Raw genomic sequence first — 12,632 nt, 5'->3', positions numbered from 1 at the left:
AAAGCCATGTCCACCCTCTATTTGCTGCGCCACGGCCAGGCCTCCTTTGGTGCCGACGACTACGACTGGCTATCGCCACTGGGTCTGCGCCAGGCGCTGAGCACCGGTGCCAGCCTCGCTGCGCGTGACCTGCGCTTCGACGAAGTCTTTGTCGGCCCGCGTCGGCGCCATTTGGAGACCGCGGAGGCGCTGCTGGCTGCAATGCCCGGCGCGGGGGAACCTCGTCGGACCTCGTCCCTTGACGAGTTCGCCGAGGGCGACGCGTTGATGCGCTCGGCGCGGCGTCGACTTGGCGAGGTCGGCTGGCCGCAGGACCGAGCCGAAAGCACGCGCCTTTACGGCGAGGAGATACGCCGCTGGGCTGCGGGCGATGACGCCATAGCCGAATGCACACCCGTCGAGTCCTTCCACCAGAGCGTGACCGGATGGCTGCATGAGCTGGTTGGCGAACCCACCAGTGGTCGCCGCCTGCTCGCAGTGACCTCGGCGGGCACCATCGCTGTACTGATTGCCGAAGTGCTGGGCTTGCCCCGCACGCGCCTGGCGGAGCTATTACTGGTGCTCGACAACGCCGCCTTGAGCGAACTGGTGTTCCAGCCCGGACGGATATCGCTGCGCAGTTTCAATAGCACCTATCACCTGCCAGCGGACCTGATGAGCCGCATCTAAATGCAAGGGAAAACGATGACCACCAATCCAGGAACCCCAGTCGTCCTCGACACGCCTGAGGTGCGCGAAGCACTGGCGGTCGAACTGGCGCGGCAATTCGGCGCGCGGGCGATCCAGATTCATTCGGCGCAGCGCCTGTCCGGTGGCGCCATCCAGGAAAACTGGGCATTGGACGTCGAGGTTGAAGGTGGTGAGCAGGCCGGCCGGCAACGCTGGGTCCTGCGGACCGACTCGCCGACCTCTGTGAGCGTCAGCCTCGGTCGCCGCCAGGAGTTCGCCGTGCTCAGCCGCGTGGTCCATGCCGGTGTGCGTGCGCCCAAGCCTTTGCTGCTAGTCGAGCACAGCCCAACATTGCAACGTCCGTACTTCCTCATGCAGCACCTGCCTGGGAGTGCGGCGGGGCATCGACTGACCCGCGATCCGGCGTGCGTGCCTCAGCCGAAGCTGCTGCTGGAGGACCTGGCGCAGAGCCTGGCCAACCTGCACCGCCTGACCCCACAGGCTGCCGCCCTGGACTTCCTCGTCGAACCGGACAAGCCAGCTGCAGTTGCCGCCATCGAAGAGTACCGCGCCTACCTCGACAGCCTGGCCGAGCCGCAGCCGGTACTGGAGTGGGGCCTGCGCTGGTGCGAGCTGAACCTGCCCGAGGCGCTTCCGGCGCGGATGATCCATCGCGATTTCCGCACTGGCAATTACCTGGTCGAGCAAGGCCGTCTGAGCGGCATCCTCGACTGGGAGTTCGCCAGCTTCGGCGACCCTCGCGAAGACCTCGGCTGGTTCACTGCGCGTTGTTGGCGCTTCGCTGCGCCGGAGCGGGAAGCCGGTGGTATCGGCGCGCTGACGGACTTTCTCGAAGCCTATCGGCGGGCTGGCGGCCATCCTGTCGAGGTCCACGAATTGAGTTATTGGCAGGTCATGGCCCACTTGCGCTGGGCCGTCATCGCCCTTCAACAGGCCCAGCGACACCTTAGCGGTCAGGAAGTCTCGCTGGAGCTCGCCTTGACCGGCCGTCTGCTGCCTGAACTGGAAATCGAAATTCTCCACCTCACCAAGGAGGGATCGTCATGAGTCGACTACCGGATGCCACCGACCTGCTGGTCACTGCCCGCGAGGCGCTGCTGCGGCGCCTGCTGCCCTCCCTGCCGGAGGCGCTGCACTACGAGGCCCGAATGATAGCCAATGCAATGGCCATCGCCGCCCGCGAGTGCCATGCCACTACTGCTGTCGACCTGGCACGCGAGCGAGAGCTGTCTTCAGGGATTCGTCGAGGCCTGCGCGATGACGCTTCGACCAGGCGTGAACTTCTCGCCATAACCCTCCGCAAGCTGGAGGTAAGCAACCCTCGACTCCTGGCCATCTACTCCGAGAAGGGCGACTAGAGGAGTCCCCCGATCTGCTGTCTGCATAGCACAACAAGGACAAGAATATGCGTGCGATCCTGCAGGGCCTTTCCAATCTTTCCGTCGGCAATCGCCTGTTCCTGGGGTTTGGCCTAACCTGCCTGCTGACCCTCGTCGTCGGCGTAAGCGGCTTCAAGGCCATCAGCCTGCTAAGTGACAGCAACCGGCGCGCCGGCGATCTTTCACGTGTCCAGGCACTGGTGCTGCAGGTTCGGGTTGCCGAGAGAACCTTCGCCCACGAGCGTTCGGTTGCCTCGGCCGAACGAGTCAAGCAGCAACTGGATGGCCTCGGGCGCTTTCTCCAGGGCCATGGTGCCTTTCCTGCCGCACCCCGGGTCCAGGCAGCGCTGCGTGAGTACCGATCGGAGTTCGAGTCCTTCGACCAGTTGCAACGGCGTGCGCTGCTGGCGCGAACCAGCATGCAGCAGCAGGCGGATGAGGTACGGCGAAGCTTCGAAGTGGTCGAACAGGACTTCTTCGACGCGGCAAAAGGGCTGGACGAATCATCCGGTCTGAACGCGGACGAGGCGGTGAACCGTGCCAACGATGTCGCCGAACTCATGCGCATGCTGCTGACACTGCGAACGCTGGAATTCGCTCATGACCTGGTCCCGAGCGTCGACAACTTCGATGCGTGGAACACCTTCGACGCAGGCGTTACGGCGACGCTTGACAGCCTGATGCGCCAGGTTGATGGCGCCCATGAAGAAGCGCTGCAGGAGGCAAAAACCGCCTTGCAGCGCTATACGGACGCGTTTGTCGGCTATCGCACCGGGCTGCAGAACAGTCGGGCCAGCGAAACCCGCCTCGTTGAATTCTCCGAGCGGATGCTAAAGCTGGTCGACGGGGCCTATGAACAGGAAGCGCAGGCGCTAGTCAGGAAAACCCATGGGTTCCTGCTGGGCGTTGGTCTGATTACGGGACTTGCGATCGTACTTGGCCTTTCCGCCGCCTGGCTCATTCGGCAGCTCACCTTGGCTCCGCTGCGTGACACCTTGTCGATGGCCAGACGTGTTGCGGGGGGGGACCTGGGAGCGGACCAACTGCCGGAACGGCGGGATGAGTTCGGCCTGCTGCAGAGCGCTATGCGTGACATGACGGCGAGCTTGAGAGGACTTGTCGGGCATATCGTCGTGGGGATCGGTCAGCTATCCAGGGCCACGGACGAGTTGGCGCGGCTCAGCCGGAGCACCCTAGATGGCATGGACCGGCAAAGCCTCGAGACGGAGCAGACCTCCAGCGCAATGCAGCAGATGGCGGCCAGTGCGCAGTCGGTGGCCGAAGACGCTGAGCGCGCCTCTGTGGCGGCGCTGGAGGCGGATGCCAGGGCTTCTGACGGCGAGCAGCGTGTTCAGCAGACGGTCGAGCAGATCAATCGTTTGTCCGGGGGGATGCAGCAGACAGCCACATCCATCAACCTGCTGGATCAGGAGAGCCAGGGCATTGTGCGGGTTCTGGATGTGATCAAGGGATTGGCTGAACAGACAAACATGCTTGCCCTGAACGCGGCTATCGAGGCTGCACGCGCGGGCGAGCACGGAAGGGGATTCGCAGTGGTCGCCGACGGCGTGCGCACGCTTGCAGGCAGGACGCGCCAGTCGGCGGTGGAGATTGGGGACACGATTGGGCAGCTATTGAAGGTGACCACTCAGGTCGTCGAGGAAATGCAAACGGGGCTGGGGCTGATGAACGATAGCGCCATGCTAGCCGGGGAGGCCGGGGCGTCCTTGGAACAGATCACCCGCATCGTGTCCGTGATCGAGCAGCGGAACCAGCAGATCGCTGCTGCGGCCGAGCAGCAGAGTGTCGTGGCGGGACACGTCAACGCCAGTGTGGCGCGTGTCCGCAATGTCACTCAGTTGAATGTTTCCGCCACGCAAGAGATCGACGCCTCGACCCGTGAGCTGGTACGTCTCGGAGGGGAACTTCAGGCGATGATTCAGCATTTCCGGATCGATACCTGAATGTCACTGAAAGATCTGTGTTCAGGTCGCCCATACCATGAGAACAACAAGAGAGTGAGGGACTCTGATGAGAGTGTGGACAAAACTTGTTCTGTTTGCTCTGGCGCTTTTGTCATTGCCCGTTCAGGCCGACGAAGCCGGCGACGGGTATGCGATCAGGAGCCAGGGCTACATTCTTGCCAGTAGTCTGCTCGCTTACTTCGATCCTTACGAAAAATATTCTGACCCGAAATACCGAGTTGCCTACCGGCAGGCCCTGGAGCGGCTTGATGAGCTGACAGCTGATTCCGAGTTAAGGTTATCCGTAAGGCGCATCAAAGAGCTGGTGGATGGCCTGGAGAAACAATCATTGCATGAGATTCAAGGGTCGTATCCACAGTGGATCAACCCTGTTCTTGAACAGCATGCGGAAATGGACAGGCTTGCAATCCGTCTGCAGGCGCAAACCGAGCCGCGCTCTGAAACTGTCATGCAGATTCAGAGGTTGAGTCTGCTCAACAGCCAGATGCTGTTGCTGTATCAGACCAAGGCCGCTCAGCTAATGGCCTTGCACGTGAATTTCAGTGAAAACAGCGCTCTTGAACTCGATGCCGAGATAGTCGAGCTTTTCGGGCGGGTACAGTCGAAAAACGCCCAATGGCAGGAGCCTCTGCGCAAGCTGGCTCGCGAATACGAGTTTGTCAGACCGCAATTGGTGGATGGCAGGCGGCGAGTGACAACAGGAAGCGTCGGCTTTTATCTGGGTGGCATAGTTTCTGGTTTGAATGCTTTGCTGGAGTGACTTCGCGCGTTTGTGTTGCAGTTAGGAGTCAGTGATGCGGTGGTAAGTCATTTTTGACAGCCTAGCAAGATGACTGCCAATTCTCCGCAAAACCTATCCCTCAGGCGGCCACCCGAAGGAAAGCTAGTGTCACGTCCTCACTTCCCTAGCCGCTGCGCCTATGCTGCTGGGGTGAATCGAGAGCTCTTCACGATGGCGCCAACGTACTGCACGTCGACCACCTCATCCTCGTGGATAAAGATCGGGTCGGAGTCGGCGTTGACGCTGTCGAGTCGGTACTGCCCATCGCGGTGGTAGATGAACTCCTTGATCATGGCTAGGCCCTTGGTAGTCCTCACCAGGACTTCGTCGCCCGCGACGTAATCCTTGCTGGGCTCGACCAGGACGAACTCGTTGTTCTTGATCCTGGGATTCATGCTGTTGCCTACGACCCTCAGCCCGAAGGCGTCTGGATCCGAGCTGTAGATGTTGAGGAAACCCATGCTGAATCCGACGGGGTACTCGACATCCTCGAAGTAGCCTTCCGGGCTGAGCATGGCCTTGCCCACTACTGGAATACTCCCTGTCTTCACCGGTATCGGATTGCCGGAGAAGTTATTCTCTAGCCGGGGCGATGCCGCTGCAATGTCGCCTTCTCGCTCTGGACCAGTTCCATTCGCTAGCCACTCAGCGCGGAAGCCGGTTGCCTTGGCTAGCGCAAACACGCTTTCCGCTTTCAGGGCTTTGGTCTCGCCATTTATCCACTGAGTGATCGCGGATGGGGCTACTCCGCACTCATCGGCGACCTCCCGCTTTCGCTTGCCTGAGAGCTGGATAGCGCGGCTGATTCGTTCGTTCTGGTCCATGCCCATAGATTAAGCGAGCTTAATTTAAGCGTGCTGAATGTTCATGTCTTTGCTTGCGATGATAATTTAAGTGTGCTGAAATTCTGCTGTATCCAAGAGAAACTCTCCATGCGCACTCAAGATGCCGCCGACTATTTCGGCAGTAAGAAAAAGCTGGCTGAGGCGCTGCACATTCAGCCGAGCGCCGTCACCCAGTGGGGCGAGGAGGTTCCGTGGGCACGCCAATACCAGATCGAAGTCCTTACTAGTGGGGCGCTGAAGGCGGGACCGTTTCCCAAGTTAACCATGAAGGATGCGCCGTAACGGCTCACCCCTGAATCCCACCAAAATTTGCCGCCAGAATGGCTATTCGATGTGAGCAGGAATGACAACCAAGAAGTCAGGTGACCGAGTTTTCACCTCGGTCACCCATAGCCCGGTAATTGCGCAGTTTCAGCTGCTCGTGAAGAGTAACGATGGGGCATTTCCCTGGGCGCAGATGCTGAACCCCCGGGAAATGCACTTCGTGTATGACATGCTGGCGGCGGTTGAGGCCGACAAGGACTTCACACTGACACCGGCGCAGGGGAGATTCGGCTTGAGGATTATCCACAAGCTGGAACTATCCCAAAGTCACTGGGCTGCTGATTCGGCGGCAGGACCCAAGACGGGCGTAACATCGTCGAAGAAGGGCAAGGGGCTGTCGCCCCGTGCAGACGCAGTCGCCCGCCGGCTGGCCAAAGACCGGCTGAAGCGTGCAGGGGTGACGTGGACCAAGTCGACTCCTTCTGACCTTGATCTTGTCGAGATGCTTTGTTCGATTGGTGCAATCGAGCAGACCGTGCCGCGAGCTAAGGCTCGGGAAGCGCTTATTACTTGGAGCCAGTCCGCATCGGCGGCGATGAAGAAGAAGCGTACTGCGCAATGAACGGCTGCGAAGGTTCATGCCGGCTGACGTCCAATGGCTTTGGCGAATTGTTGCCCCTCTCGCAGCCTGTGCCCCCGCGAGTGGTTCGCCACAGGTACTCACGTGGTTCAGCGATGTTCCTTGGCGCTGACTTGGTATGGCTGACGAGTCCTGTAATGAGATTGAACATTGATCGTCTGGACTGCAGAGTTGGGTAAGACGTGGCAATCAAACTGAGCATTTCTTCCACCGATCCCGAAGAGGTCCGGCTGATTGAGCGGTACTGGGCGCAGGATGAAACTGGTGGATTCGTCGAAAAGGTCAATGCGCTCTTACCGTTTCGAAATATAACCAAAAGCGTCGTGTTAGCCGGATTTATCAGGCAACACTGTCAGGCCGTAGATGAAAATCAACGCTGCCCGCAGTGTGGTGGCGGCTTCTTCATCAACAGCCGTTCAGAGGCGAAAAAGTTTCCCTGGATAGCGACCAAGCCGTGTGCGGCTTGCCAGTTTGCGCTCGACGAAGTTAAGCACGCGGCGCAGGCCAAAATGGAAGCCGAGCTTCGAAGCCAATTGCAAAAGCGTATCGCGGCGGTGGCATCCTGGACCGTCGACTATGGGGCCATTCCCGATGACATGGCATTCCTGTTGCGGGCCTTGGACCGCGCGATCGAACCGCGCCTGAGCAACGGCACGTTCACACGTGGTGACTGCCGCGGCCTTTCGCCGTACTACGTGGATGATTTTATCGATCAGCTTTGGCAGGCGGGCGTGATTTTTGATGACCCTGGCAGGTCGCCGCCGGACGCTTATTTTCTGAGGAATGAAGAGCTGAGGTTGAAAAACAGCCTTGCCACTCTCTTTCTAGTCCCTGATGGGGGAGTGGGGGCAGGGGACGATGCCCTTGAGAAATTGCTGGGAAGAACGTATGGCGATCATTCCAGCCTGCTGCCGCTTTGGTTGGATTATGCGGTGGCTGATTGCATGGGTTACTTCTTTGGTCAGTGTGACCTGTATGGTCTGAGCATCTCAGCGGAAGATGAAGGCGAAATAAAAAGCATCATCAGGGTAGCGTTGCGGACTTACAGCATTTCGCAGGTCTGGTCACTGGCGTGGAAAGTGATCAAGGATGCATCCAGTCTGGCCAGTCGTGAGTATTACAACAAACATAGAGCAGCAACGACGCTTCCGGGCAAGCTTCGGCGGCATTTGGAGTCGATCTGGAAAGACTTGAAACCGGTTAAACAGTGGGATCGGCCGGAACGTCAGCCTGCCGGTACGTTGGGGCAGCTCTTTTACGAACTCTTTGGCTTGGATGAGGACTCGCTCGGCTCAGATGTGATGGCTGTGTTTTCCCAGCGGGATGCGCTCCGGGCGACTGCCAGCGAGGTTGAGGCCAAGCTCGCTCAGCCGGTACGCCGTTTTATGAGGGAGGCCTTGTCCCACGATGTGGGCGCCAATGTGATGCTCAGATTCACCGAATTGGTCCGCAGCGGTTTCGATGTGGCCGACGCAATCGACGAGATCTTTGGTACCCATCCGGCTATGGCGGCCTCGAGGTCGATTTTGGATTAGCCGTCGACGGCTGCCCTGCACCCCGTTGGCGAGCTCGGCGCTCTTTGCCGATCCATCGCTAAATCAATTCCACTGCCGCTGCTTTGCTTTCTGGCGCCAGATGCGCATAGCGGAGCGTCATCTTGATGTCACTGTGGCCCAGCAATTCGCGAACGGTGTTCAGCGGAACGCCGGCCATCACCAAGCGTGACGCGAAGTCGTGACGCAGATCGTGCCACCGGAAATCCTCGATCCCGGCATTCTTGAGCAACTCCAACCAGGCCGTTTTCACATCGGTCATCCGCTCACCGTCCTGGCCGGGGAAGGTGTATCCGGTGCCGTCGCCCTGTTTCTTCCACGCCTTCAGCGTGGACAGGGCCTCAGTGTTCAGCGGGATATGGCGCGTCTCGGTCGTCTTGGAGCCTTCGGCGACGACAGTGATGCTCTTCGCCTGTAGGTTCACGTCTTGCCAGCGCAGATTGAACAGTTCGCCACGACGCAGTCCTGTGTTCAGGGTGAGAACCACCATGGGCTTTAGGTGGTCGGTGAAGGCGACTGCGTGCAGGTCTGGCCGTAGCTCCAGCTTGCGTTCCAAGCGCCATTGGTTGCCACTCGTGCGCTCGGCCCGCATCCGCTCTTCACGCCGGTCCAGGGCCTCCCTGAGTGCGTTGGTTTCTTCCTTGGACAGGTAACGTATGCGTCCCTTTGCGTCGACTTTCAGGGCCTTCACCTTGTCCAGTGGCGAGGATTCCAGATAACCCCAGTCCACGGCTCGGCTGAAGACACCGCTGATGGTTCCCATCTTGCGGTTGGCAGTGGATGGCTTGTTGCCCCCGTTGAGCCAGCCAGTACGAATCTGCTCGAGGTCGCGGCCGGCGATCTCCACCAGGCGCCGGCCCATGATCGGCTCGAAGCAGGTGGATAGGGTGTGCTCGGTCTTCTCGAGGCCGCGGTGGTGGGCCTTGAACCACGGCAAATAGGTGTCGTCGATGAAGGCGCGCAGGGTAGGGGAGGTGGTGGCTGTGCGGCCCTCGATGACTGCCAGCGGCTCGCCGTGTTCGTAGGCGTCGGCCAGGTAGCGGGCGGCCTCGGTGCGGGCTTGTGCTAACGTCAGTGTGCCCACGCGGCCCAGTGACTTCTCACGGTTGCGGCCCCAGGTGACCATGTAGGACGCGTGCCCGGTGGGCTGGACGCGCAGGAACAGGCCGGGCTGCTCGGTATCGTGGATGCGATAGGGCCTGTCCTCGGGGGTGAGGCTGTTCAGCAGCTTCTGCGTGATCCTGGTCTTCATCCTTCCGTACCAGCAGCGTACCAGCAGAAAGAACTATACAGGTGAGTCCTGTTATGTACCAAGACCTATATTCATTGGGCTTTCAGTGGGATTGCCTAGTACTGTTAGGGGTTGGAATGGCCCTCCTAAGGGGAAGGTTGGTGGTTCGAACCCACTCTGGGACGCCATATATCCCGCAGCTTTCAGCCATTCACTGCCGATCAAACCCTTCTCCGTGGGTGCATGGTGGGTGCAAAAGGTTTTGATGCCTGCCTGAGATCACCACTTCTCCGCTGATTCCCGGAGCTCCGTCTTGGGGGCGCTCCAGCATTCCGCTCAATCGTGCGCCCGTTCCGGAGGTGATTGCCTGTGAAGGAATGAGCAATCTGGGCTCCTACACGTTGGCGCCTCAGTGTCGATCGCGGCCCCTTGTACTTCCCTTCATCCCTGGCCTTCTTGATGCCGAGGACGGGAAAGGGGACACATTAATTTTCTCTACTCTAAACTTCCGCTTCTGGCCGTCTCCAGCCTGATGCGACAGGCTCTAAGCGGCCACAAGCGGACTGTGAACTTAGTGACCCAGCGTCGCCAAAGCTTCCTTTGGAGCTAGAAGGCAGTAAGACGTGCCGTCACCATTGTCGTGTTTCTCTCTGGGCAATATCGCATTTGTCGAAAAAACGACTAAGCCAAACAAAGACTTACGTTCCTCAGGTCTCCGAACCCGCTGACGTGAATTTGCAGAGCGGATAGCCATACCTGTTGAAACAACAGCACCTAGACGGTTGAAGCCGCAGAACGGGCCGCTGGAACGGGAGCCCTAAAGACTCCCGTGTCCAGTCGGTCGATAGATCGGCCCCATGGTCAGCGATTTTCGAGCTTTTCCACGACCTCGTCGGTGGTCACCACATCGTTGGCGATGTAGCGGAAGTTGACCAGTGCGCTGCCGTATCCGTCGCCGTCGGGAAGCTTCGGACCAGCGACGGCGTCACGTACGACGACCACCTCGAAGCCTCGCTCCAGAAACTCGCGAAGGTGCGATTCGACGCACAGGTTGGAGGCCATGCCGGCAAGGACGATCTTGTCGATCCGCTGCTTGTGAAGCTGCAGCATCAGGTCGTTGCTTTGCGGGCCGTACAACTTGTGCGGCGATGCGACGATGGTCTTGCCGTCTTCGATGAAGGGTTTGAACTCCTGCATGAAATCGGCGCCCGAGTTACGGAATCCATCCAGCGTCAGGGCGCCCTTGCGATCGAAGAGGCCAAGCTTGTGCTGAACCGTCTCGGCCGGCGCCTCGAACTCCCACTTGTGGTCGTGGGGGTAGTAGTAGTGAGGCGAGATGGCCACGGTCGCCCCGGCTTTCTGGAAGGCTGCGAAAAGCCGGCCCAGGTTCGGCACCAGCTTCTGTTCGGTCACGCTCTCACCGAACACCGGCCAGCCAGCCCCCTTCGGGCTCATGAAGTCGATCTGCGGGTCGATCACGACCAGCGCGGTTCGGCTCGTGTCCCATTGGAAGGAAGAAGCCGGGAGCGCGGGCTTGACCGGATCGGCGTAGGGGTTCTCGGCGGAGTACCCGACGCCGGGTGCCAGCAGGATGGCGCCCAGCAGGGCGGCGTAGATCGTCTTCCTAGGATGGTTGCTGTTGAGGGTCATCTGCCTGTCCTCGAAGTGGGTGGGGGGGCGTAGCTAAGGTACGGCGAGGAGGAGGAACGAAAAGGACGTTTATCCTTGAGTTTCGGCCGACAAGCTCGCGCCATCAGTCAGCGTTCGAGCCTCGTCGTTGCCCCCGTTGACCATCCTGAATGGAGGGGCGTCTAATGACGCTCCAGTCAGGCTTTCGGCACCCAGATCATGCCGCGTCACGTCTGCTTCCTGGTCTACTCGGGCTTCGTATTGCTGGACTTGAGTGGCCCACTGGAAGCCTTCTCCAACGCCAATCGTGCGCACCCTTCGGGCTATCGATTCACGGTCGCCTCGCTTGACGGCGGATTGATCAGTACCTCGGACGGACTGCAGGTGGCGACCGATGCATTGCAGGATGTCGACAGCCTCGACACGCTGATCATCGTCGGTGCGCCAGCCGCTCCGGTTGGAGACTGGATGATGCCGTTGGCGGCTGCGATCCGGCAGATGTCCTTGCGCTCTCGCCGCACTGCCAGCGTCTGTACCGGCGCCTTCGTGCTGGCCGAGAGCGGCCTGCTCGACGGCCGCGTCGCGACTACGCATTGGAACTACGCGCCGCAATTGCAAACACGCTATCCCTCGCTGCGCGTGGACGGAGATCGAATCTGGACCGAGGATGGGAATGTCTGGACGTCCGCAGGCATGTCGGCTGGCATCGACATGGCCTTGGCCATGATCGAACAGGACCTGGACAAAGAGGTGGCACGCTACGTCGCACGCATGCTGGTCGTCTACTATCGGCGACCCGGGGGGCAGTACCAGTTCTCTTCATTGCTAGACTTCGACCCTGGCTCAGATCGCATCCGCGCGGTGCTGAGCTATGCGCGCGATCATCTACGCGATGATCTGTCCGTTGAGCGCCTGGCAGACGTGGCGCATATGAGCGTACGTCAGTTCGGCCGCGTATTCGCGGCCGCCGTCGGAATGACGCCGGCGAAAGCGGTCGAGCGACTTCGTATCGAGGCTTCGAGGCCACTGGTCGAGGACGGACATCAAACGTTCGAGGAGATTGCCAGGGCCTTCGGATTCGGCGATGCCGATCACATGTTGCGCTGCTTCGTGCGCGTCATCGGGCGGACGCCCCAAGAGCTGCGCCGGAGCGCTCGCCAGGCCAGAGGAAAAGTCCGGTCTGGGGAACAGGAAGGCAACCAGTTCGCGCTTGCGAAGGCGCGAGGGGTTGATGATGCGGCTGCGGGGGAAGAAGAAAACGGCTGACACGCCCATTCCAGCCAATGCTTGTCATGAACAGAACCGGTTCCCGATCGTTGCACTGTTCGCGGCTTTCCGCCCGGCTGGCGCAGCCCACAATCAATCCGTTCCGCCCTTCGCCGTCCGCATCTGCTCGCTACTGCGCCAGCTTTGTTCAGGCCGCGCCAACGGCCGCCCAACCCCGGCGACAATACGTGCACAAGAAAAGTTGTGGCGAAAGGCAATTTCGGCCGATTTCAGCCCGTCCCAGCAGGCAGCTTTTGGCCGGTGTTTGCCCGTCGCGACCGGCTGCTTTGGGTCACCTACTGCCGGTAACGATCGGCAGAAGCAGGCCAAGCGCGGATCCGAATCAGTGTGCCAGAGCCCCCGGCTTCT

12 protein-coding genes are annotated in these 12,632 nt (G+C 60.1%); 9 read left to right on the top strand and 3 right to left on the bottom strand.

The annotated features are described in order from the left end of the window. Nucleotides 1–6: 6 nt before the first annotated feature. The 5 genes from J7302_RS11355 (at nt 7) to J7302_RS11335 (ending at nt 4,814) form a co-directional block, all read left to right on the top strand. A complete protein-coding gene (locus J7302_RS11355; protein ID WP_215373999.1) occupies nt 7–669 on the top strand; it encodes a histidine phosphatase family protein in 663 nt (220 codons plus the stop codon). Between the two features lie 15 nt (nt 670–684). Next, nucleotides 685–1,737 (top strand): phosphotransferase family protein, encoded by a 1,053-nt coding sequence (locus J7302_RS11350; protein WP_215373997.1) that lies wholly within the window; start codon nt 685–687, stop codon nt 1,735–1,737. Then, a complete protein-coding gene (locus tag J7302_RS11345) occupies nt 1,734–2,048 on the top strand; it encodes a DUF6285 domain-containing protein (RefSeq protein ID WP_215373995.1) in 315 nt (104 codons plus the stop codon). The genes J7302_RS11350 and J7302_RS11345 overlap by 4 nt, the downstream gene beginning before the upstream one ends. A gap of 47 nt (nt 2,049–2,095) precedes the next feature. After that, entirely contained in the window at nt 2,096–4,033 is a 1,938-nt protein-coding gene (locus J7302_RS11340) for a HAMP domain-containing methyl-accepting chemotaxis protein (protein WP_215373993.1), read from the top strand. 67 nt (nt 4,034–4,100) lie between these two features. Then, complete coding sequence (locus tag J7302_RS11335) at nt 4,101–4,814, top strand: hypothetical protein (RefSeq protein WP_215373990.1); 714 nt, start codon at nt 4,101–4,103, stop codon at nt 4,812–4,814. A 158-nt stretch (nt 4,815–4,972) separates the two neighbouring features. Here the strand turns inward: J7302_RS11335 and J7302_RS11330 are convergent, their stop codons facing one another. Further along, nucleotides 4,973–5,659: a LexA family transcriptional regulator gene (locus tag J7302_RS11330; RefSeq protein ID WP_215373988.1), complete on the bottom strand. Its 687-nt coding sequence runs from the start codon at nt 5,657–5,659 to the stop codon at nt 4,973–4,975. A gap of 108 nt (nt 5,660–5,767) precedes the next feature. Between J7302_RS11330 and J7302_RS11325 the strand changes: the two genes are divergently transcribed. From J7302_RS11325 to J7302_RS11315, 3 genes are all read left to right on the top strand, one after another. Beyond that, nucleotides 5,768–5,962 carry a Cro/CI family transcriptional regulator gene (locus J7302_RS11325; protein WP_215373986.1) on the top strand — a complete coding sequence of 65 codons (195 nt, stop codon included), beginning with the start codon at nt 5,768–5,770 and terminating at the stop codon, nt 5,960–5,962. A gap of 61 nt (nt 5,963–6,023) precedes the next feature. After that, nucleotides 6,024–6,566 carry a hypothetical protein gene (locus J7302_RS11320; RefSeq protein ID WP_215373984.1) on the top strand — a complete coding sequence of 181 codons (543 nt, stop codon included), beginning with the start codon at nt 6,024–6,026 and terminating at the stop codon, nt 6,564–6,566. A 200-nt stretch (nt 6,567–6,766) separates the two neighbouring features. Then, nucleotides 6,767–8,119, top strand: coding sequence for a hypothetical protein (locus J7302_RS11315; protein ID WP_215373981.1), 1,353 nt, complete (start codon nt 6,767–6,769; stop codon nt 8,117–8,119). Nucleotides 8,120–8,177: 58 nt separating this feature from the next. Here J7302_RS11315 and J7302_RS11310 read toward each other — a convergent pair whose 3' ends face one another. Continuing rightward, nucleotides 8,178–9,389 carry a site-specific integrase gene (locus J7302_RS11310; protein WP_215373979.1) on the bottom strand — a complete coding sequence of 404 codons (1,212 nt, stop codon included), beginning with the start codon at nt 9,387–9,389 and terminating at the stop codon, nt 8,178–8,180. Nucleotides 9,390–10,229: 840 nt separating this feature from the next. After that, nucleotides 10,230–11,018 (bottom strand): cysteine hydrolase, encoded by a 789-nt coding sequence (locus tag J7302_RS11305; RefSeq protein ID WP_215373977.1) that lies wholly within the window; start codon nt 11,016–11,018, stop codon nt 10,230–10,232. Nucleotides 11,019–11,216: 198 nt separating this feature from the next. Between J7302_RS11305 and J7302_RS11300 the strand changes: the two genes are divergently transcribed. After that, nucleotides 11,217–12,263 carry a GlxA family transcriptional regulator gene (locus J7302_RS11300; RefSeq protein WP_215373974.1) on the top strand — a complete coding sequence of 349 codons (1,047 nt, stop codon included), beginning with the start codon at nt 11,217–11,219 and terminating at the stop codon, nt 12,261–12,263. Nucleotides 12,264–12,632 lie beyond the last annotated feature (369 nt).

The organism is Metapseudomonas boanensis (genome assembly GCF_018704125.1).
Classification (GTDB): Bacteria; Pseudomonadota; Gammaproteobacteria; order Pseudomonadales; family Pseudomonadaceae; genus Metapseudomonas; species Metapseudomonas boanensis.
The sequence above is the reverse complement of the archived record's forward strand: the minus strand, read 5'-3'. Positions and strand labels throughout refer to the sequence as shown.

Excerpts from the sequence above, each read along its gene's own strand:
- J7302_RS11355 (WP_215373999.1), top strand. The coding sequence starts at position 7 with ATGTCCACCCTCTATTTGCTGCGCCACGGCCAGGCCTCCTTTGGTGCC.
- J7302_RS11350 (WP_215373997.1), top strand. The coding sequence starts at position 685 with ATGACCACCAATCCAGGAACCCCAGTCGTCCTCGACACGCCTGAGGTG.
- J7302_RS11345 (WP_215373995.1), top strand. The coding sequence starts at position 1,734 with ATGAGTCGACTACCGGATGCCACCGACCTGCTGGTCACTGCCCGCGAG.
- J7302_RS11340 (WP_215373993.1), top strand. The coding sequence starts at position 2,096 with ATGCGTGCGATCCTGCAGGGCCTTTCCAATCTTTCCGTCGGCAATCGC.
- J7302_RS11335 (WP_215373990.1), top strand. The coding sequence starts at position 4,101 with ATGAGAGTGTGGACAAAACTTGTTCTGTTTGCTCTGGCGCTTTTGTCA.
- J7302_RS11330 (WP_215373988.1), bottom strand. The coding sequence starts at position 5,659 with ATGGACCAGAACGAACGAATCAGCCGCGCTATCCAGCTCTCAGGCAAG.
- J7302_RS11325 (WP_215373986.1), top strand. The coding sequence starts at position 5,768 with ATGCGCACTCAAGATGCCGCCGACTATTTCGGCAGTAAGAAAAAGCTG.
- J7302_RS11320 (WP_215373984.1), top strand. The coding sequence starts at position 6,024 with ATGACAACCAAGAAGTCAGGTGACCGAGTTTTCACCTCGGTCACCCAT.
- J7302_RS11310 (WP_215373979.1), bottom strand. The coding sequence starts at position 9,389 with ATGAAGACCAGGATCACGCAGAAGCTGCTGAACAGCCTCACCCCCGAG.
- J7302_RS11305 (WP_215373977.1), bottom strand. The coding sequence starts at position 11,018 with ATGACCCTCAACAGCAACCATCCTAGGAAGACGATCTACGCCGCCCTG.
- J7302_RS11300 (WP_215373974.1), top strand. The coding sequence starts at position 11,217 with ATGCCGCGTCACGTCTGCTTCCTGGTCTACTCGGGCTTCGTATTGCTG.